Raw genomic sequence first — 18,801 nt, 5'->3', positions numbered from 1 at the left:
GGCGGGTATGATGTAATGGTAGCCTGTCAGCTTCCCAAGCTGAACGCGCGGGTTCGATTCCCGCTACCCGCTCCAACTCTATCGATCAACTCGATACACGCGCCTGCAGCAGGTTGATGACTGCTGGAACCTGTACGCCTTTTGATGTCTGGAATGCGTCAAACTCTTCGGCCACGTCACGCACGATGGCATCAACATCCTCCTGTGTACCTTCGAAATGGGCGATCACTCGCGCGGCGGGGCCGACCCGGGTACACAAAAGAGCGGCGTCTTCAACGGATGCAGGGGCGGTGAGCGCTAGGGGGACTGCCTCGACCCGGATATCGTTCAGACCGGCCTGCGCCATCAGGTTTGAAACCCTGTCACGGTCATGGAATGCTAAAGGGCCGGGTGCATTCCGGTCCACTTTGGGTGGTTGTCCCAACCGTTTGACGGCGGCGACATGCGGGATTTTGAACCAAGGGTTCTCTGACAGACCACCCCAGGCTGCAAAGGTTATCTGACCGCCTGGTTTCAAGGCCCGAGCCATATTGGCGAAGGCTGCTACGGGATCGGTGAAGAACATCACTCCAAACCGCGAGATCATTGCATCAAAACCGCCTGACGAAAGCTCAGCGATCTGAGCGTCGGCATATGTGAACTCGAGATTGTCGAGCTTGGCCTCGTCTGCGCGCATCCGCGCTCGTTCGAGAAATTGTTCCGAAATATCAATGCCCAGAACATGCCCCTTGGGTCCAACCTGCTGCGCGGCCCGGAGTGAACTTGCCCCGGTGCCGCAGCCGATATCGATGACGCGCATTCCACCAGCCAGCGCGGCATGATCGAGGACCAGATCCAGTACGGGCGCGAACAGATGGTCCAATTGATCCTCGAAGGTCAGCCAGCGCGTGCCCATTTCGGACTTGCCCCAGAATTCTTCCTGATCACCGTTGATTGTCAGCATCGCGCCCTCCAGGATTTGAAGGGACTATGACCTCCTGCGGCGGCGACGACCAGACTTTTCATCGTCTCCGCCGCCGGTGTTGAAGGACGGAGCGGGCAGGGTGACGACTTGCGCCAATTCAGGGAACGGATCGGTTTTGTGCGGGATCGCGTTGGCGGCGACGAAATGGTCTTGGAACTTGGGTTCGATCGCGGTTTCGACCTTAGTGATCTCGCGCACGACGCGCTCGATCTCGGCCCGCGATCCGATGTTGCACAATGCAATTCGCGCGCCCGTACCCGCGGCATTGCCCGCGCTGGAAACCTTGTCCAGAGGCGCGTCGGGAATCATGCCTAGAACCATCGCGTGTTTGGTCGAGATATGCGCGCCGAACGCCCCGGCCAGTACCACGCGGTCCACGCGGTCGACCTCCATCTCGTCCATCAGCAGACGCGCACCGGCATAAAGCGCGGATTTGGCCAGTTGGATGGCACGGATATCGCCCTGAGTTACTGTGATGCGCGGGCCGCCTTCAGCGCTGGCATCGTGGATCAGATAGGAGTTGGTGCGGCCTTCGGGAACGCAACGGGGAGTACCCGTCTGTTCGGCCGAGCCGATCAGGCCACTTTCGTCCAGCAGGCCAGCGATACGCATCTCAGCGACAGCCTCGATAATACCCGAGCCGCAGATGCCCGTGATGCCAGTTGTTGCGATGTCCTGATCAAAGCCATCTTCATCCGACCAATTCTCGGACCCGATCACGCGGAAACGCGGTTCTTTGGTGACGGGATCGATTTCAATACGCTCAATCGCGCCGGGGGCCGCGCGCTGGCCCGAGCTGATCTGAGCACCCTCGAATGCGGGTCCGGTGGGCGAGGAACAGGCTAAAACGCGGTGGGTGTTGCCCAGCAGGATTTCCGCATTGGTGCCCACATCCACGATCAGCACGAGGTCTTCGGATTTGCCGGGTTCTTCAGAAAGGGCAACGGCAGCACAGTCTGCGCCCACGTGGCCTGCGATGCACGGCAAGATATAGACCTGCGCACGCGGGTTCATATTGGTCAGGTCCATTTCTCGCGCGGGTAGGGATATGCTTTCCGAAGTTGCCAACGCAAACGGGGCCTGGCCGAGTTCAACCGGATCAAGCCCGAGCAGTAGATGGTGCATCACCGGGTTACAGACAAATACGGTTTCAACAATCAGCGCTGCGTCGATCTCGGCCTCATCTGCGATTGAGGTGGTCAAATCATTAATCGCCTCGCGCACGGCTTTGGTCATTTCTTTGTCGCCGCCGGGATTCATCATGGCATATGAGACGCGACTCATCAGGTCTTCACCGAACCGGATTTGCGGATTCATCAGACCCGATGAGGCCTTGACCTCGCCCGTCTCCAGATCGGTCAAATGCGCCGCAATGGTTGTCGAGCCAAGGTCGATGGCCAAACCATAGAGTCCGTGTTCGTGCAGACCGGGCCAGATTTCGACGATGCGCGCCACTTCATCCTTGTGGCCTTTGTGGACGGCGACTGTGACCTCCCATTTCCCTTTGCGCAGCACTGGCTGCAGCTTGGACATCAGGGACAGGTCGGCGGTGATCGCATCGATCTTCCACTGCTCGCGCAAGGCGCGCTCCAACCGTTCCAGATCTCCGGTGGGCGAATGCATGTCTGGCTCTTCCACCACTACGAAATAGAGGCGCGTGGCTGGGTCCATTGTAATCGCCCGGGCCGCTGCGGCCTTGCGGACGACTTGACGGTGCACCTGGCTTTCGGGCGGAACATCAATCACTACATCGCCCTGAACTGATGCCTGACAGCCCAGACGCCGACCCGGTTTCAGGCCGCGCTTGTCATCATAGCGCTGCTCGACGGCGTTCCATTCGCTCAGGGCATCCTCGGAAACCGTCACACCGTGCTTGGGGAACTCGCCATAGCTGGGGGTGATCTGACATTTCGAACAGATGCCACGCCCGCCGCAGACCGAATCCAGATCGACGCCCAATTGGCGCGCAGCAGTCAGGATTGGCGTGCCAACGGGAAAGTGCCCACGTTTGCCGGACGGAGTGAAAACGACAAGAGGATCGGTGGTCATGAATGGCCTGCCTTTGTATTCGCGCGTATGCCGGCGAACATATGAGTTTGAACGCAAAGGGAAAGGGCATTCAGCGGCACGTTTTGCATTGCTTGCGTCGTTTTCGGGCGTGGCAGAAGCCCGCAGGGGTAAACAACTTGGGTTCGGGGCTTTCCCTCGGGTGAAATCCATGTAATAGGGTCACCGTCAAACGGGCTTTTGCATGGGGTTTTCAGATGCAGATTCGTGAGGCGCTCACCTTTGACGACGTACTTCTTGTTCCGGGCGCATCTTCTGTGCTTCCGGCGACGGCGGATACAACCACGCGCGTGACGCGCGAGATCACCATGAACATCCCGCTGCTCAGTTCGGCGATGGACACGGTGACCGAGGCGCGCATGGCCATCGCGATGGCGCAGGCCGGAGGGATCGGCGTGGTGCACAAGAACCTGTCGATCGAGGAGCAGGCTCGCGAAATCCGTCGGGTAAAGCGGTTCGAATCCGGTATCGTTTACAACCCTGTGACATTGCGCGCGGATCAGACGCTGGCTGATGCACAGGCGCTGGTCGAACGCTATAATTTCACTGGCTTTCCTGTAGTTGACGAAAGTGGCCGGGTCGTGGGGATCGTGACCAACCGCGACATGCGCTTTGCGACCTCAGACGATACGCCAATCAAAGCGATGATGACTTCGGACAACCTGGCGATGCTACAAGAGCCCGCCGATCTGGAAGAGGCAAAAAGCCTGATGCGTGCCCGTCGGATCGAAAAGCTGCTGGTCGTCGATGGCGAGGGCAAGCTGACCGGATTGCTGACGCTGAAAGACACCGAACAGGCTGTGCTGAATCCTACAGCTTGCAAGGACCGGTTGGGCCGTCTGCGCGTAGCTGCAGCGACCTCTGTCGGGGACGCGGGTTTTGAACGGTCTGAGCAACTGGTCGATTCCGGGGTTGATATCATCGTTGTAGATACCGCGCATGGTCATTCGCAGGGGGTTCTGGACGCGGTGAAGCGCGCCAAGACGCTGTCGAACGAGGTTCAGATCATTGCTGGTAATGTTGCCACCGCCGAGGCCACCAAAGCACTGATTGATGCAGGCGCTGATGCAATCAAGGTGGGCATCGGGCCCGGCTCGATCTGTACAACGCGGATGGTCGCTGGTGTTGGGGTGCCCCAACTAACTGCGATCATGGATTGTGCGGCAGCAGCGGGTGACGTGCCAGTCATTGCTGATGGTGGCATCAAATTCTCGGGTGATTTCGCCAAGGCGATCGCGGCGGGGGCATCTTGTGCCATGGTTGGTTCGATGATCGCTGGCACAGACGAAAGTCCGGGTGAGGTCATCTTGTATCAGGGCCGTTCGTTCAAATCCTATCGCGGCATGGGTAGCTTGGGCGCGATGGCGCGCGGCTCGGCGGATCGGTATTTTCAGAAGGATGCTGCCAACGACAAGTTGGTACCCGAGGGGATCGAGGGTCAGGTACCCTACAAAGGGTCCGCCAGTGCGGTTGTGCATCAACTGGTGGGCGGCTTGCGCGCAGCGATGGGCTATACCGGATGCGCAACGGTGGATGAAATGCGTCGCAACTGCAACTTCGTAAAAATCACCGGTGCAGGCCTGAAGGAAAGCCATGTGCATGATGTGCAGATTACGCGCGAAAGCCCGAACTATCGGATCATGTAATCGCTATGGTGCTCGTATCTGGGCATCGAAATTAATGACAAAGTCAAACGGACCCAGCTATGACGCCCGCAGCCCGAGTTCAGGCCTCGATCGACATCCTCGATGAAATTTTGGCCGGAGCGCCAGTTGAGAAAGCGTTGACAGGTTGGGCGCGGCGCAGTCGGTTTGCGGGCTCGAAAGATCGTGCGGCAATCCGCGATCACGTATTTGATGCGTTACGCTGCAAACGATCCTTTGCCGCGCGTGGTGGGGCTGAAACAGGGCGGGGCATGATGATCGGCGCGATGCGATCTTCGGGTCAGGATCTTGCTCAGTACTTCTCGGGCGCGCGATATGCGCCAACTTCGGTAACAGATGCCGAGAAAGACCGAGGTTTCCAGACCGAGGCCGAAGCCCTCGACATCCCTGAATGGTTGTGGCCCGAATTCAAGGCGTCGTTGAAAGATGAGGCCAACGCAGCCGCAACTGCATTGCAGGGGCGGGCCCCGGTGCATTTGAGGGTAAACCGGTCGCGGGCTGATCTGGTTGAAATCATCCAACGCCTCTCGGATGAAGGCATAGTGGCGCAACCTCATCCAGCGTGTGACACTGCTTTGGAAGTCACCGCTGGTGCACGAAAAATTTCACAATGCAATCCATATATTGAGGGATTAGTCGAGCTGCAGGACGCCGCCAGTCAGGCCGTTACTGCAGCGTTGGATTTGCGACCTGGAATGAGGGTTCTGGACCATTGCGCCGGTGGTGGTGGCAAAGCCTTGGCCTTGGCGGCAAGGGCCGAAGGCGTTCAGGTATTTGCGCACGATATCAATCCAGGTCGCATGGCAGATTTACCTGCACGTGCAAAGCGGGCGCGCGCAGAAATTTCACTGCTGACGTCGGATCAGGTATCAGGACAGGCACCCTTTGACATCGTTCTGGTGGATGCGCCCTGTTCTGGAAGCGGATCTTGGCGCCGTTCGCCCGCGGGGAAATGGGCGCTGACGCCTGAGCGCTTGCTTGAACTTACCCGCATTCAGGCAATGATTTTGAAGAGCGTCGCGCCATTGACCGCAGACGCAGGTACGATTGCTTATGCCACATGTTCAATGCTGGATGTCGAAAACGACGCGATTGTGGACAGGTTTTTGCAAGAGCATTCGGATTGGCGGTCTGGGTTTCGGGGTAAGTGGCTGGTTTCACACGGGGCGGATGGATTTTATTCGGCCCACTTGACTAGAACCTAGATCCGATCAAACAACTTAAAGGAGTTTTCACCGCTGGTTTATTAAGCGGCAATTAACGATTGCGGGCCGATATTGGTCAAATATGTCTTAATAAGAGCTGCTTTATGCCCAGTGTTCCCCAAGCGTTTCCCCGTTTGTCAGATCGGGTCGTATCTGATCGCGGGCGCCATGTGTCTTTGGGTTTGATTGCCCTTCTTCTCTGCCTGCTTGCTGCCTTGGGTGTCCTTCCAAAACAATGGAACACAGGTGTTGCAACCGTTGGTCTGTCTTTTCTTGCGGTTGTTGGGTTTGCAATCTTAGGCAATTGGATCGCCAAGCAGATTGAGCAGCGTACAAAAGGCGTGTTTGCAGCGCTTTTGGAACAAGATACCGCAGCCTGTATCGTTACGGATCAAAATGGCCGAATAGTCCTGGTCAATTCGCAGGCCAGCCTCGGCCTTGATGCCATACCAGAGAAACAACTGGATGACGCTTTGCGATCTGTATTCGCCAATCCGGCGGCGATTCTGCTGCGTCTTCAAACTCAGCTCCGGTCGCGGGTAAAAGCTGAGGAGGATGTAGTCACACGTGGTCAAACCATACCGGTGACGGTATCGAAACTGGATCAAGATTGGTATTGCTGGCGCTTCGCATTAGAGGCTGAGCAAGCCTGGCGAAATGTCGGGTTACCGGTCATCACCATTGGTCGGAATGAAGTTATTCTAAACACCAATGATGCAGCTGCAAAATTTTTTGGCCGCACGCCCGCCACGTTTGCAGAGTTATCACCAGAGAATGCTGTGCTGGGCGATCCCGGCGGGCTTGGCAGTGCAATTCGAGTAGTGACGCCCGAGGGTGATAAAACTGTCCTGGTTTCTCAGTTACGCCGAAGCGGAATTGCACGCGAACTGATTTTGACCCCGATCAATGATAGCGGTGCAAAACACGAGGCAACTTCGTTCGCTGATTTGCCGGTTCCGATCATGAGATTGGCGCCCGATGGTGAGATCATCGAAGCCAACCACCTTGCAATCGAACTGGTGGGTGAGGTTCGGCTAGGCAATTCCAGAATTGACGAGGTTATGCACGGGCTTGGCTATTCCATTCGTGATTGGCTCGCTCGTACGGTTGAACAGACTTCTGCTCCAAAGTCAGAGTTTCTGCGCCTTACCCGTAAAGACAAAGAAGTGTTCGTTCAGGTCACGCTGTCTCGTATTGTGAGTGACGGTCAGGTAAATCTGATCGCAGTTCTGAATGACGCAACCGAGTTAAAAACGCTTGAGGCGCAGTTCGTTCAGGGGCAAAAAATGCAGGCCGTGGGCCAGTTGGCAGGTGGGGTTGCACATGATTTTAACAATCTTCTGACCGCAATATCAGGGCATTGCGATCTTCTGTTGCTGCGGCACGACCAAAATGATCCGAATTATGGTGACCTTGTACAGATCAACCAGAATGCCAACCGCGCTGCCGCTCTGGTCAGTCAGTTGCTTGCATTTTCGCGAAAGCAAACCCTCAGGCCCGAGGTGTTGGATTTGCGAGACACGATTTCCGATCTGATCCACCTTTTGAATCGCCTTGTGGGCGAGAAGGTCCGCTTGACGCTCAGCCATGATCCCGTGCTCAAGCCGGTTTGTGCCGACAAACGACAGCTTGAGCAGGTGTTGATGAATCTGGTTGTAAACGCGCGTGATGCGATGCCCGACGGAGGTGAGATTCGGATCGAAACCGAAGTTCTGAATCTAGAGCGGGCCTATTCGCGCGACAGGGCGACAGTGCTGCCGGGCGAGTATGTGATGGTCAAGGTCATAGACAGCGGCATAGGTATCCCTCCGGACAAGCTGCAAAAGGTATTCGAACCTTTCTACACCACCAAGCGCACCGGAGAAGGGACAGGTCTGGGTCTTTCGACGGTATACGGCATTGTAAAACAGACCGGAGGATTCATTTTCGTGGACAGCGTACCCGGTACGGGTACCGAATTTACCGTTCTTCTTCCTGTCAGTGCTGCGACGCAGACATCTGAACCGATCACACCAGAGGCCCCCGAAGAGCAAAAGCCGCGGCAAGGTGAAGGTGTTGTTCTGTTAGTCGAGGACGAAGCCCCCGTCCGCGCTTTTGCCACGCGTGCGCTGCGTCTGAAGGGGTACACAGTGCTTGAGGCGGAATCAGCCGAGGATGCGCTGCATATGGTGGAGGACCCAAATCTCACGGTCGACGTTTTTGTCACAGATGTGGTGATGCCTGGCATGGATGGTCCGACCTGGGTGCGCGAGGCAATGAAAACGCGCTCCGAGGTCCGGGTGGTCTTTATGTCCGGCTATACGGAAGGCGCATTTGGTGAATCCGGTCCCGAGATTGAAAACTCGACCTTTCTGCCAAAACCATTTTCATTGACGCAGTTGACCGAAGCGGTGTTTCAGCAACTCAACTGACGCCGTTACTCAGCAGATTGATGCAGTGCAAATTCCGTTGCGAATAAGCTGCGAAATTGCTGGTCTGTGTCTTTCGAGAGTTCAAGCTTGAGCTTGGGCGAAACATTCTCTTGCGGAAGCTGTATGTCGCAGTTCAGGCGATTTCGTAGGAAATCGAGTATCGTGCCTTGGTTTTCGTACTTAAACACGCGGCTCACTCCGGCACCATTGCTGCGGGGCATTAGGAATTCGCTCTGGCGTCCGACATCCGCACAGGCCGGAGGGGATTTCTGCATATGGGCAACTACAAATGCCTCAAAATCAAGACCCTGAGTAGAGTGTGGATGATTGCTCAATTCTTGCCGCGTGCGATATCGATACCAACTCCCCAACCAGTCGATGGGTTCTCGGACGACGGCCATAACCTCCATTTCAGTGTCAAACAGCTTCTTGAACATGGTTTGATAGAACCGGTCAAAGCGGCGCATGTTTGCGTGTTTTAATTCAGTTGGACCTGAGACAACGATATCGGCACGGTCTTTCAGAGCAGATTGGTAGGCCGTGCTGCCGGTTTTGGGGACGGACAAAAGCGCGAGACGCTCTTCATAAAAAATAAGCATTTATCTTTTCTCTACAACGCCTTTCGATTGGCAGATTGTCGTAAACGACTCTTTAACACAATTGCCTAAGACTGAATTTCATAAGTTTTAGTTGAAATGTTCTCTTTTTGGTCCCATAAGGAACAAGAGGCGAACAAAGCAGCGATTGCCGCCCGTCAAAGGGTGTGACAAAAGGGATAGTGACAGGACAATGGCGGATCTTCTGACGATGAGCGACAAGAAAAACGCAGACAAGCAAAAGGCGCTCGACAGCGCATTGGCTCAGATCGAACGGCAGTTCGGCAAGGGCTCGATCATGAAGTTGGGCGAGGATTCCAAGCAGGATATCGAGGCAAGCTCGACCGGCTCACTGGGCCTGGATATTGCGTTGGGTATCGGTGGTCTACCGATGGGGCGGATTGTTGAAATCTACGGGCCTGAAAGTTCGGGTAAAACCACGCTGACACTGCATTGCATTGCTGAACAGCAAAAACGTGGCGGTGTTTGCGCTTTTGTAGACGCAGAACATGCACTTGACCCGCAATATGCCCGCAAGTTGGGTGTTGATCTGGATGAACTGCTGATTTCGCAGCCCGATACCGGTGAACAGGCGCTTGAGATCACTGATACGTTGGTGCGCTCTGGTGCGGTGAACATGGTCGTGGTCGACTCGGTTGCGGCCCTGACGCCGAAATCCGAGTTGGAAGGCGACATGGGCGATAGCAGCGTGGGCGTTCAGGCCCGGCTGATGAGCCAGGCAATGCGCAAACTGACCGGCTCGATCAATCGCTCGAACTGCATGGTGATCTTCATCAACCAGATCAGGATGAAGATCGGCGTGATGTTCGGTAGCCCCGAAACCACGACCGGTGGCAACGCACTGAAGTTCTACAGCTCGGTTCGTCTGGATATCCGCCGCATCGGCGCGATCAAGGATCGCGACGAGGTGGTCGGCAACCAGACCCGCGTCAAGGTTGTGAAGAACAAGGTGGCGCCGCCGTTCAAGCAGGTGGAATTTGACATCATGTATGGCGAAGGCATCAGCAAGATGGGCGAATTGCTAGACCTGGGCGTTAAAGCCGGAGTGGTTGAAAAGTCAGGTTCATGGTTCAGCTATGGCGACGAGCGGATCGGGCAGGGGCGTGAAAACGCCAAGCAATATCTGCGTGACAATTCCCGCGCCGCGTTGGAGATCGAAGACAAGATTCGCGCGGCCCACGGTCTGGATTTTGAAATGCCCCCCGAGGCGGAAGAGGATGATATCCTCGAAGCGTAATGCACTCTGACGGCATCAGCAGAAATCCCCCGGCACTCCGATAGTGCTTAGAATACCTGGAACGGGGCGGCTCAAGGGGGCCGCCTTGTTTCGTTTGGGCCGTCCAATGCTGTGGACACTCCTCGGACAGAGGGCTAAACCTTCGCAGACCATTATGAATGCGCGTTGAGAGAGCCCAAATGCCCACGCTGAATGATATCCGCTCGACCTTTCTGAACTACTTTGCCAAGCAAGGCCACGAAGTGGTTGCGTCCAGCCCATTGGTGCCGCGCAATGATCCGACGTTGATGTTCGTGAACTCAGGTATGGTTCAATTCAAGAACCTGTTTACCGGCGTAGAAACCCGTGATTATCATCGCGCGACCACAGCACAGAAATGTGTGCGCGCAGGTGGCAAGCATAATGATCTGGATAACGTGGGCTATACCGCGCGCCATCATACGTTCTTTGAAATGTTGGGAAATTTCTCGTTCGGAGATTACTTCAAGCCGGAAGCAATCCCATTCGCGTGGGAGCTGATCACCAAAGAATTTGGGATCGACAAGAACCGCCTGCTGGCGACGGTTTACCATACCGATGACGAAGCCTTTGAAATTTGGAAGAAGGTAGGAGTTCCCGAAGACCGGATCATCCGCATCGCAACCAATGACAATTTCTGGCAAATGGGTCCAACCGGGCCATGTGGCCCATGTACCGAGATTTTCTATGATCACGGCGATCACATCTGGGGTGGCCCTCCGGGTTCCGCCGAAGAAGATGGCGACCGGTTCATCGAAATCTGGAACATCGTTTTCATGCAAAACGAGCGGTTCGAAGACGGCTCGATGGTCGAGCTCGATATGCAGTCGATTGATACTGGCATGGGACTGGAACGTATTGGTGCCTTGCTTCAGGGCAGTCATGACAACTACGACACAGATCTGTTCAAAACACTGATCGAGGCTTCCGCAGAGGCAACCGGAGTTGATCCTTATGGGGATCAGAATGTGCATCACCGTGTGATTGCGGATCACCTGCGTTCGACATCTTTCCTGATCGCTGATGGGGTGATGCCGTCAAATGATGGGCGTGGATATGTTCTCCGTCGTATCATGCGTCGTGCGATGCGCCATGCACATTTGTTGGGCGCGAAAGATCCGGTGATGCACCGTTTGGTGCCAACTCTGGTTCAACTGATGGGCGCGCAATACACCGAACTTGGTCAGGCGCAGCCTCTGATTGAAGAGACATTGCTGCTGGAGGAAACGCGGTTCAAACAAACCTTGGATCGCGGCTTGAAACTGCTTGATGACGAGGTCTCTGGTTTGTCTGAAGGTGATCCGCTGCCGGGTGATGCGGCATTCAAGCTTTATGACACATACGGTTTCCCGCTGGATCTTACTCAGGATGCGCTGCGCGAGAAAGGACGTACAGTAGACACTGACGGGTTTGATGCCGCTATGGCCGAACAAAAAGCAAAGGCGCGCGCTGCCTGGGCTGGTTCTGGCGAAGCAGCTGATCAGGTCGTCTGGTTCGATGTGTTAGATTCCGCCGGTGCTACCGATTTCCTTGGTTACGACACGGAAAAAGCCGAAGGTCAGGTGGCTGCACTGGTAGTCGATGGTGCCTTGGTCGATAGTATTGAGAAAGGCGGCAGTGGCTGGGTCGTGGTTAACCAGACGCCGTTTTATGGTGAAGCCGGTGGTCAGGTTGGCGATACAGGTGAAATCCGCAGGCTCGATGAACGAAATGACATTTCCCGTGTTGTAGACACCAGAAAATTTGCCGAAGGCAAGGTCTATGCACACAAGGTGACAGTTGATCATGGATCGATCTCGACAGGTGATGCTGTTGAGCTTGAAGTCGATCACGCAAGACGTACGGCCATTCGCGCAAACCATTCAGCGACGCACCTGTTGCACGAAGCCCTTCGTGAAACGCTGGGTGATCATGTGGCTCAGCGCGGCTCATTAAATGCATCCGACCGATTGCGGTTTGATTTCAGCCACTCAAAGGCTTTGACGCGGGAAGAGATTCAAAAGGTCGAGCGTGAGGTGAATGCCTTTATTCGCCAGAACTCGGCTGTCGAGACGCGTATCATGACGCCAGACGATGCCCGTGCGCTGGGTGCACAGGCGCTGTTTGGCGAGAAATACGGTGATGAGGTCCGTGTCGTGTCGATGGGTAAGGCACCTACCGGCAAAGGGCAGGATGGTGAGACCTGGTCGATCGAATTGTGTGGCGGCACCCATGTGCGCCAGACAGGTGACATAGGTACGTTTGTCCTTCTCGGCGACAGCGCCAGCAGCGCAGGTGTGCGCAGGATTGAGGCGCTTACTGGGGATGAAGCTTTCAATCACCTGTCGGCTCAGGATCAGCGTCTCGGCGCTATTGCTTTGGAGTTGAAAGCACAGCCTGATGACGTTGTTGCGCGTGTGAAATCGCTGATGGATGAGCGTAAATCGCTTCAAAACGAAGTTGCTCAACTGCGCCGTGATCTGGCGATGGCTGGTGGCGCAGGGCAGGGTGGCTCTGAAGCAAAAGAGGTCAATGGTATGGCCTTCCTCGCCCAATCACTGACCGGCGTGTCCGGAAAGGACCTGCCAACGCTGATCGATGAGCACAAGAACCGGTTGGGTTCAGGTGCTGTGTTGTTAATCGCAGATACAGGTGGAAAAGCTGCCGTTGCCGCCGGTGTTACACCGGATCTGACTGACAAAGTTTCGGCCGTTGATCTGGTTCGCGCTGCCGTTGCCGAACTTGGCGGCAAGGGTGGTGGTGGTCGGGCTGACATGGCACAAGGCGGAGGCAAAGATGCCTCGAACGTTGAAGCAGCCATAAAAGCCGCAGAACAGGTTTTGGGAGGATAAGATGGCTGCACTCTGGATTGCTCATGTCACTGTGACCGATGCCGATGCATACGGAAAATACGCCGAGCTGGCAGGTCCCGCGATCGCCGCCCATGGCGGTGAGTTCATAGCCCGTGCCGCGCGGTACGTGCAGTTGGAAGGCAAGGAACGTCCGCGTAATGTGGTCGCCCGCTTCCCCTCGGTTGAAGCTGCTGTTGAGTGCTATAATTCGACCGCTTACCAACAAGCACTGGATCATGCCCGAGGCGCCAGCGAACGTGAGCTGGTTGTAGTCGAAACCACTGAGTGAGAATCACCCTGATTCTTTGGGCGAGCGGAACTAAAGTTCCGCTCGCCAAGTTTCACGTGTGGTCTTGGGGTGCAGGGGCGCGCGTCCTTCGAATTGAAAAAAATACAATAATAACAATATTATAATCTGGGAATTCTAACAATCCCACCACAGCGAGAATACGAATGTGGCGGCGACTGCCATGATCTTGTGCAGAAATGGTCATGGAAATTGACGATTTTCCGCCGTTTTCCACCCTCAAACTATCCAATGATTGCGTAAGTGCCGAGTTCGCCGGATATTTTCTGTTCGAACTCAATGAACTTCACGAAGCGCCAATCGTCTGGATTAAATCTAATCTGAGGGACAGGCATGACGACCAGAGGCACTACCCTGAATACAGTTTGCGAACACACAGCCAAGTTCTGTGGACGCATCAGTTTGGCCGTGTTGATCGCAAGTTCGACGATGATCGGCTCAGAAGCCTCGGCCCGTGATGCCGCGTTCATTCAAAGCGTCGCCGCCTCTCCTCCGCCGACAGGAGCGCGGCAGTTATGTCGTCAATACACATGGGCTTGTGCTCAAAAGGGAGCCGCATCGCTTTCCAGCGCACAAGAACTGAAACTCGTTAAACAGATCAACCGTCGCGTAAATGCTTCGACGCGAGAGGTCACCGACCAAAGGCAGTACAAGACCCGCGAGATGTGGGCCCTACCGACATCTCTTGGCGGGGATTGTGAAGATTTTGCCTTGCTTAAAAAGCGTGATCTGATCAATGCAGGAATTGATCCGCGCAAACTATTGATCGCAACCGTACTGGATACGCGCAGAAACTCTCACGCCGTATTGGTATATCGATCAAATCAGGGTGATTTGGTGTTGGATAACCTGACGAACCAGGTAAAGCCATGGTCCGCCACGCGGTATTTGTTTCTGCGGATGCAGGACCCAAGGCAACCACGCAACTGGGTAGGTATCTACGGTCAGGGATAGGGAACACTATACAGAAAGAATACTATTCGTATCTCCTATCCCTACTATTATCCTCTAGGTTTTAGCTCCATTATCCGTTGGTGTTTCCTTCGGAGTTTCTGAACCCGGACCACCGCCACCTTTAGGTGTTTCTGAACCCGGACCACCGCCACCTTTAGGTGTTTCTGAACCCGGACCACCGCCACCTTTAGGTGTTTCCGAACCAGGTCCTCCGCCTCCTGTTGGGGTCGGGTCAGGAGTTGATGGTTTTGGCTCAGATTTTGGCTCAGGTTCTGGCTCTGGAGCGGAAGGTGGCTCATTGAACCCGCCACCACTATTCTCATCATCATTGCCATCGCCATTTCGCTGCTCGGCAAACCCGACGGAAGCTGTCGGCAAGTCAGTTAGTACCGAGGCAAAGGCAGGACAATCGAGCAGCGTCTGCTCGAGGATGCTCTCGAAATCGGCGCGCCGTTGGATATAGCGCACCATGCGCGAGCTTACGACGTCGCAGGCGCAAAGGGTGTTTGAGGACACGGATTGCTTTGCCGTCTTTACAGTACACATCTCAGATGCCTGCGAAGTACCAGCAGATATCAATGGGAATGTAGAAGCAACAAATACTATCGAAAATAGTTTGGAATTAATGCGCATAGCATTTCTCCTTAGATACTCATTAACTAACTCGCCGTATACTCGTGCGGCGCCACACTTTGAACACAAAATCTCCTTTTTAGGCCTTATTTTCAAGCGGCCAATGATGAGTGCACAAGGGTCAATATTGGCTTACGCCAGGGAAAGGCGTTTAAAAACAAATAGAAAGCCCGCCAAATTGGCGGGCTCTAGATTTCTGGACTATTTCCATATTGACGCAAATTTGCCACGAATGGGCCATTGTTGCGTATGTGTGAACTGAGTTACTGCAGGACCTACGCAGATCGTGCCATTCTCTTCCGCTCATGTGGATCCAGATAGCGTTTACGAAGCCGGATCGCATGTGGCGTCACCTCAACCAGTTCGTCATCGTCGATATACGCGATCGCCTCTTCCAAAGAGAATTTTATGTGAGGCGTCAGGCGCACCGCGTCATCCGATCCGCTGGCGCGTACGTTGGTCAGCTTCTTGCCTTTAAGCGGGTTCACTTCCAGATCGTTGTCGCGGGAATGTTCACCGATCACCATGCCTTGATAGACATCGGTTTGCGGCCCCACGAACATGCGTCCACGTTCCTCTAGGTTCCACAAGGCGTAGGCGACGGCCTGGCCTTTTTCCATTGAAATCAAGACGCCTGCACGACGACCGGGGATCGATCCCTTGTGGGCAGCCCATCCATGGAAAACGCGGTTCAGAACACCGGTCCCGCGCGTGTCGGTCAGAAACTCGCCGTGATATCCGATTAGACCACGTGATGGCACATGGGCGATGATGCGGGTTTTGCCAACTCCTGCGGGGCGCATCTCAACCAGTTCACCTTTGCGTGCTCCAGTGATCTTCTCGATCACTGAGCCCGAGAATTCGTCATCGACATCGATGGTGACTTCTTCGATGGGCTCAAGGCGTTGACCGTCTTCGTCGCGGAACAAAACCTGCGGGCGCGAGATGCTGAGTTCGAACCCTTCACGGCGCATATTCTCGATCAGGACGCCCATCTGGAGTTCGCCACGGCCAGCGACTTCAAAGGCTTCACCACCGGGTGTATCGCTAATGCGGATCGCGACATTTGATTCAGCCTCCTTCATTAGACGATCACGAATGACGCGGGACTGAACCTTTTTACCGTCTCGGCCAGCAAGCGGGGAATCATTGATGCCGAAGGTGACGGTGATCGTTGGTGGATCGATCGGCTGAGCGGGCAAAGCCTCGTTTACTTGCGGAGAAACTAAAGAATCCGCAACCGTGGCCTTGCTCATTCCCGCTATGGTGACGATGTCCCCGGCTTCGGCCAAATCGATAGGCTGTTGTGCGAGACCACGGAACGCGAGAATCTTTGTCGCGCGGAAATTCTCGATCAATGTTCCGTCACGGCTGAGCGCCTTGAGGCTGTCACCCGCTTTCAACGTTCCGCTCTCGACACGACCGGTCAGGATGCGGCCGATGAAAGGATCACTGCCAAGCGTGGTGGCAAGCATTCGGAACGGCTCGTCTTTTTTCTCAATTTGCTTGGGGGCGGGGACGTGATCGACGATCAGATCGAAAAGGGCAGTCAGATCCTTGCGCGGTCCGTCCAGTTCCATATCTGCCCAACCTGAACGGCCCGAGGCATACATGGCGGGAAAATCAAGCTGATCGTCGTCAGCACCAAGGTTGGCGAACAGGTCAAAACACTCGTCCAGCGCGCGATCTGGTTCGGCATCCGGTTTGTCGACCTTATTCAATACAACAATGGGACGCAGTCCCAATGCCAGCGCCTTGGAGGTCACGAACTTGGTTTGTGGCATGGGACCTTCGGCGGCGTCGACCAGAAGAACAACACCGTCCACCATGCTGAGGATGCGTTCAACCTCGCCTCCGAAATCGGCGTGGCCGGGGGTGTCGACGATATTGATACGAGTGTCTTTCCATTCGACCGAAGTCGCCTTGGCCAGAATGGTGATGCCACGTTCCCGTTCCAGATCATTGCTGTCCATTGCGCGCTCGGCAACGGCCTGATTCTCGCGGAAAGCGCCGGATTGTTTAAGAAGCTCATCCACCAGGGTCGTTTTACCGTGGTCCACGTGAGCGATGATTGCGATATTGCGCAGGTCCATGAGAGGTCAACCTTTGAACGGGAAGTTGGCCCGGCGCATAACGCGGCGCGACAAAATATACCAGCCCTAACCGGCGTTCAGTGACCCGCGGTCGAAGAAAATAGGTGAATGATCAGAATTCCAGACAGTATCAGAACAAGCCCCAGGATCGCCGGCCAGTCGAGTTTCTGACCAAATACCAGAAAACCAATCAGTGCTATTAGGAAAATCCCAAGTCCCGACCAGATTGCATAGACAATCCCGACAGGCATCACTTTCAGAGTGAGCGCCATAAGATAGAATGCGCTGCCATAGCCAACGACCACTAGGGCAGAGGGCCAAAAGCGGGTGAACTGATGGCTGGCTTGCAGTGCAGTGGTCCCGATGGTTTCCGCAATGACCGCCAGCAGCAGAATGAAATATGTTTTGGGCAAGATTGATGCCTTTCCGAAGTGTCGCGGAAGGTTGACCATAGTTGGCTATTGCCGGGCAAGAGGATTCTGACGGCGCAGAATAAAGAGTGACTTTACCAAAGGTCAGGTAAACCTGACTATTCGATATTCCTGAGGCATGATAGTGGGTTGGGAGTTTTAGTTAGTTTTTAACGAGTTTGATTGAATGACGACATTTGCAAAATCAGTCATTATCGTTTCGGTGTTGATCGTAGCGCTAGGGTGGCTTGCAGACGGGGGGTCCGTCGACATTGATGCAGCCCAGAATGTTGAGCGGTTAAAGGGTATTCCAGTTTAGGCGCCCACCGAACGATCTGACGAAAAGGAGCTTTCGGGCTCCTTTTCTTTTGTTCGCAACAAGATTGCATTCAATTCTTACTGCTTCTCGATCGCTTTGAGTTTTGAGCGATGATCGGACAATTTCTTGACCACAAACTTACGGGCCTTGCGTTCTGCGAGCCGTACCCGAACTTCGGTCAAAAACGCTTCTTCCAGCGTCTGAGATGACGCGCCCAAAAGCTCGCCGACCTCCACATAAAACCGATCCTCACCGGTTTCGTCCATGACCTTCATCGTATCCTCTGCCAATCTCGAGGCAAGGGTGGTGATGGTATCAGACATCAGCGCGTATTCTCGGTCAGGCGACGCTTCACATAATCCGTCACGTCGGTCATCAGTGTGTCCATGTGGCGATCCTGGAAGAAGTGATCCGCGCCTTCAACCTCGTGATGCGTGATTGTGATCCCTTTTTGCTCGTGCAATTTGCTAACCAGCGAAGTGGTATCCGCAGGGGGTGCAACGCGGTCTGACGACCCGTTGATGATCAGGCCGGAAGACGGGCAGGGGGCCAGGAAAGAAAAATCATACATGTTCGCCGGGGGTGACACGCTAATAAAGCCGGTGATCTCGGGACGACGCATCAGCAGTTGCATTCCGATCCAGGCGCCGAATGAGAATCCTGCAACCCAGCAATGCTTGGAGTTGTTGTTCATGGACTGAAGATAATCCAGCGCCGACGCGGCATCGCTAAGCTCGCCAACACCCTGATCATATTCGCCTTGGCTGCGGCCTACGCCACGGAAGTTAAAGCGCAGAACCGTGAAGCCCATGTTGTAGAAGGCATAGTGCAGGTTGTAGACCACCTTGTTATTCATGGTCCCGCCAAATTGAGGGTGCGGATGCAGCACGATTGCGATCGGTGCGTCTTTTTCCTTTTGCGGGTGGTAGCGGCCTTCCAGGCGGCCTTCGGGTCCTGGAAAAATCACCTCGGGCATGTGTGCTTTAGTCCTGTTTTTTGACGCCTCGGCCCCGAGATTATCTTGACGGTAATCGTCAGGCACCTTAGAACGGTTCTAATTACATTGTGTCG

At 54.9% G+C, this 18,801-nt stretch carries 16 protein-coding genes and 1 tRNA gene; 9 read left to right on the top strand and 8 right to left on the bottom strand.

Annotated elements, in window-relative coordinates; all coding sequences use genetic code 11:
• Position 1 precedes the first annotated feature (1 nt).
• A tRNA-Gly gene (locus ACR0JR_RS02820) sits at positions 2-75 on the top strand.
• A 10-nt stretch (positions 76-85) separates the two neighbouring features.
• Here the strand turns inward: ACR0JR_RS02820 and ACR0JR_RS02815 are convergent.
• Together ACR0JR_RS02815 and ACR0JR_RS02810 are read right to left on the bottom strand one after the other, a co-directional pair.
• Positions 86-943, bottom strand: coding sequence for a class I SAM-dependent methyltransferase (locus tag ACR0JR_RS02815; protein ID WP_480454927.1), 858 nt, complete (start codon positions 941-943; stop codon positions 86-88).
• A 24-nt stretch (positions 944-967) separates the two neighbouring features.
• The gene (locus tag ACR0JR_RS02810) at positions 968-3,013 is read right to left on the bottom strand and encodes an ASKHA domain-containing protein (RefSeq protein WP_480454926.1); all 2,046 of its coding nucleotides are present in this window, start codon (positions 3,011-3,013) and stop codon (positions 968-970) included.
• A gap of 215 nt (positions 3,014-3,228) precedes the next feature.
• Here ACR0JR_RS02810 and guaB point away from each other — a divergent pair, with 215 nt between their 5' ends.
• The 3 genes from guaB to ACR0JR_RS02795 all read left to right on the top strand — a co-directional run bounded on the left by guaB (position 3,229) and on the right by ACR0JR_RS02795 (position 8,311).
• The gene (guaB, locus tag ACR0JR_RS02805) at positions 3,229-4,677 is read left to right on the top strand and encodes an IMP dehydrogenase (RefSeq protein ID WP_480454925.1); all 1,449 of its coding nucleotides are present in this window, start codon (positions 3,229-3,231) and stop codon (positions 4,675-4,677) included.
• Between the two features lie 59 nt (positions 4,678-4,736).
• On the top strand, positions 4,737-5,900 hold the full coding sequence (locus ACR0JR_RS02800) for an RsmB/NOP family class I SAM-dependent RNA methyltransferase (RefSeq protein WP_480454924.1): 1,164 nt from the start codon (positions 4,737-4,739) through the stop codon (positions 5,898-5,900).
• 104 nt (positions 5,901-6,004) lie between these two features.
• Positions 6,005-8,311 (top strand): two-component system sensor histidine kinase NtrB, encoded by a 2,307-nt coding sequence (locus ACR0JR_RS02795; RefSeq protein ID WP_480454923.1) that lies wholly within the window; start codon positions 6,005-6,007, stop codon positions 8,309-8,311.
• Between the two features lie 5 nt (positions 8,312-8,316).
• On the opposite strand, the gene ACR0JR_RS02790 is transcribed toward ACR0JR_RS02795, so the two are convergent.
• Positions 8,317-8,910 carry a gamma-glutamyl kinase gene (locus ACR0JR_RS02790; RefSeq protein ID WP_480454922.1) on the bottom strand — a complete coding sequence of 198 codons (594 nt, stop codon included), beginning with the start codon at positions 8,908-8,910 and terminating at the stop codon, positions 8,317-8,319.
• A 190-nt stretch (positions 8,911-9,100) separates the two neighbouring features.
• Here ACR0JR_RS02790 and recA point away from each other — a divergent pair, with 190 nt between their 5' ends.
• From recA to ACR0JR_RS02770, 4 genes are all read left to right on the top strand, one after another.
• Positions 9,101-10,165, top strand: a complete 1,065-nt coding sequence (gene recA, locus ACR0JR_RS02785) for a recombinase RecA (protein WP_010440218.1) — start codon at positions 9,101-9,103, stop codon at positions 10,163-10,165.
• 179 nt (positions 10,166-10,344) lie between these two features.
• On the top strand, positions 10,345-13,014 hold the full coding sequence (gene alaS, locus ACR0JR_RS02780; RefSeq protein ID WP_480454921.1) for an alanine--tRNA ligase: 2,670 nt from the start codon (positions 10,345-10,347) through the stop codon (positions 13,012-13,014).
• Between the two features lies 1 nt (position 13,015).
• Positions 13,016-13,303 (top strand): DUF1330 domain-containing protein, encoded by a 288-nt coding sequence (locus ACR0JR_RS02775; RefSeq protein ID WP_480454920.1) that lies wholly within the window; start codon positions 13,016-13,018, stop codon positions 13,301-13,303.
• Between the two features lie 351 nt (positions 13,304-13,654).
• Complete coding sequence (locus ACR0JR_RS02770; RefSeq protein ID WP_480454919.1) at positions 13,655-14,275, top strand: transglutaminase-like cysteine peptidase; 621 nt, start codon at positions 13,655-13,657, stop codon at positions 14,273-14,275.
• A gap of 54 nt (positions 14,276-14,329) precedes the next feature.
• On the opposite strand, the gene ACR0JR_RS02765 is transcribed toward ACR0JR_RS02770, so the two are convergent.
• From ACR0JR_RS02765 to ACR0JR_RS02755, 3 genes are all read right to left on the bottom strand, one after another.
• On the bottom strand, positions 14,330-14,908 hold the full coding sequence (locus ACR0JR_RS02765) for a hypothetical protein (protein WP_480454917.1): 579 nt from the start codon (positions 14,906-14,908) through the stop codon (positions 14,330-14,332).
• 275 nt (positions 14,909-15,183) lie between these two features.
• Complete coding sequence (gene typA / locus ACR0JR_RS02760; protein ID WP_010440211.1) at positions 15,184-17,001, bottom strand: translational GTPase TypA; 1,818 nt, start codon at positions 16,999-17,001, stop codon at positions 15,184-15,186.
• 77 nt (positions 17,002-17,078) lie between these two features.
• The gene (locus ACR0JR_RS02755) at positions 17,079-17,453 is read right to left on the bottom strand and encodes a DMT family transporter (protein ID WP_010440210.1); all 375 of its coding nucleotides are present in this window, start codon (positions 17,451-17,453) and stop codon (positions 17,079-17,081) included.
• 145 nt (positions 17,454-17,598) lie between these two features.
• Between ACR0JR_RS02755 and ACR0JR_RS02750 the strand changes: the two genes are divergently transcribed.
• The gene (locus ACR0JR_RS02750) at positions 17,599-17,730 is read left to right on the top strand and encodes a hypothetical protein (protein ID WP_260026172.1); all 132 of its coding nucleotides are present in this window, start codon (positions 17,599-17,601) and stop codon (positions 17,728-17,730) included.
• Positions 17,731-17,807: 77 nt separating this feature from the next.
• Here the strand turns inward: ACR0JR_RS02750 and ACR0JR_RS02745 are convergent, their stop codons facing one another.
• Both ACR0JR_RS02745 and ACR0JR_RS02740 read right to left on the bottom strand, forming a co-directional pair.
• The gene (locus ACR0JR_RS02745; protein ID WP_010440209.1) at positions 17,808-18,053 is read right to left on the bottom strand and encodes a hypothetical protein; all 246 of its coding nucleotides are present in this window, start codon (positions 18,051-18,053) and stop codon (positions 17,808-17,810) included.
• A complete protein-coding gene (locus ACR0JR_RS02740) occupies positions 18,053-18,706 on the bottom strand; it encodes an alpha/beta hydrolase (protein WP_010440208.1) in 654 nt (217 codons plus the stop codon). Before ACR0JR_RS02740 ends, ACR0JR_RS02745 begins: the two co-directional genes overlap by 1 nt.
• Between the last annotated feature and the right edge of the window lie 95 nt (positions 18,707-18,801).

The sequence above is a fragment of the Ruegeria sp. AA3 genome (assembly GCF_056542905.1).
The sequence above is the reverse complement of the archived record's forward strand: the minus strand, read 5'-3'. Positions and strand labels throughout refer to the sequence as shown.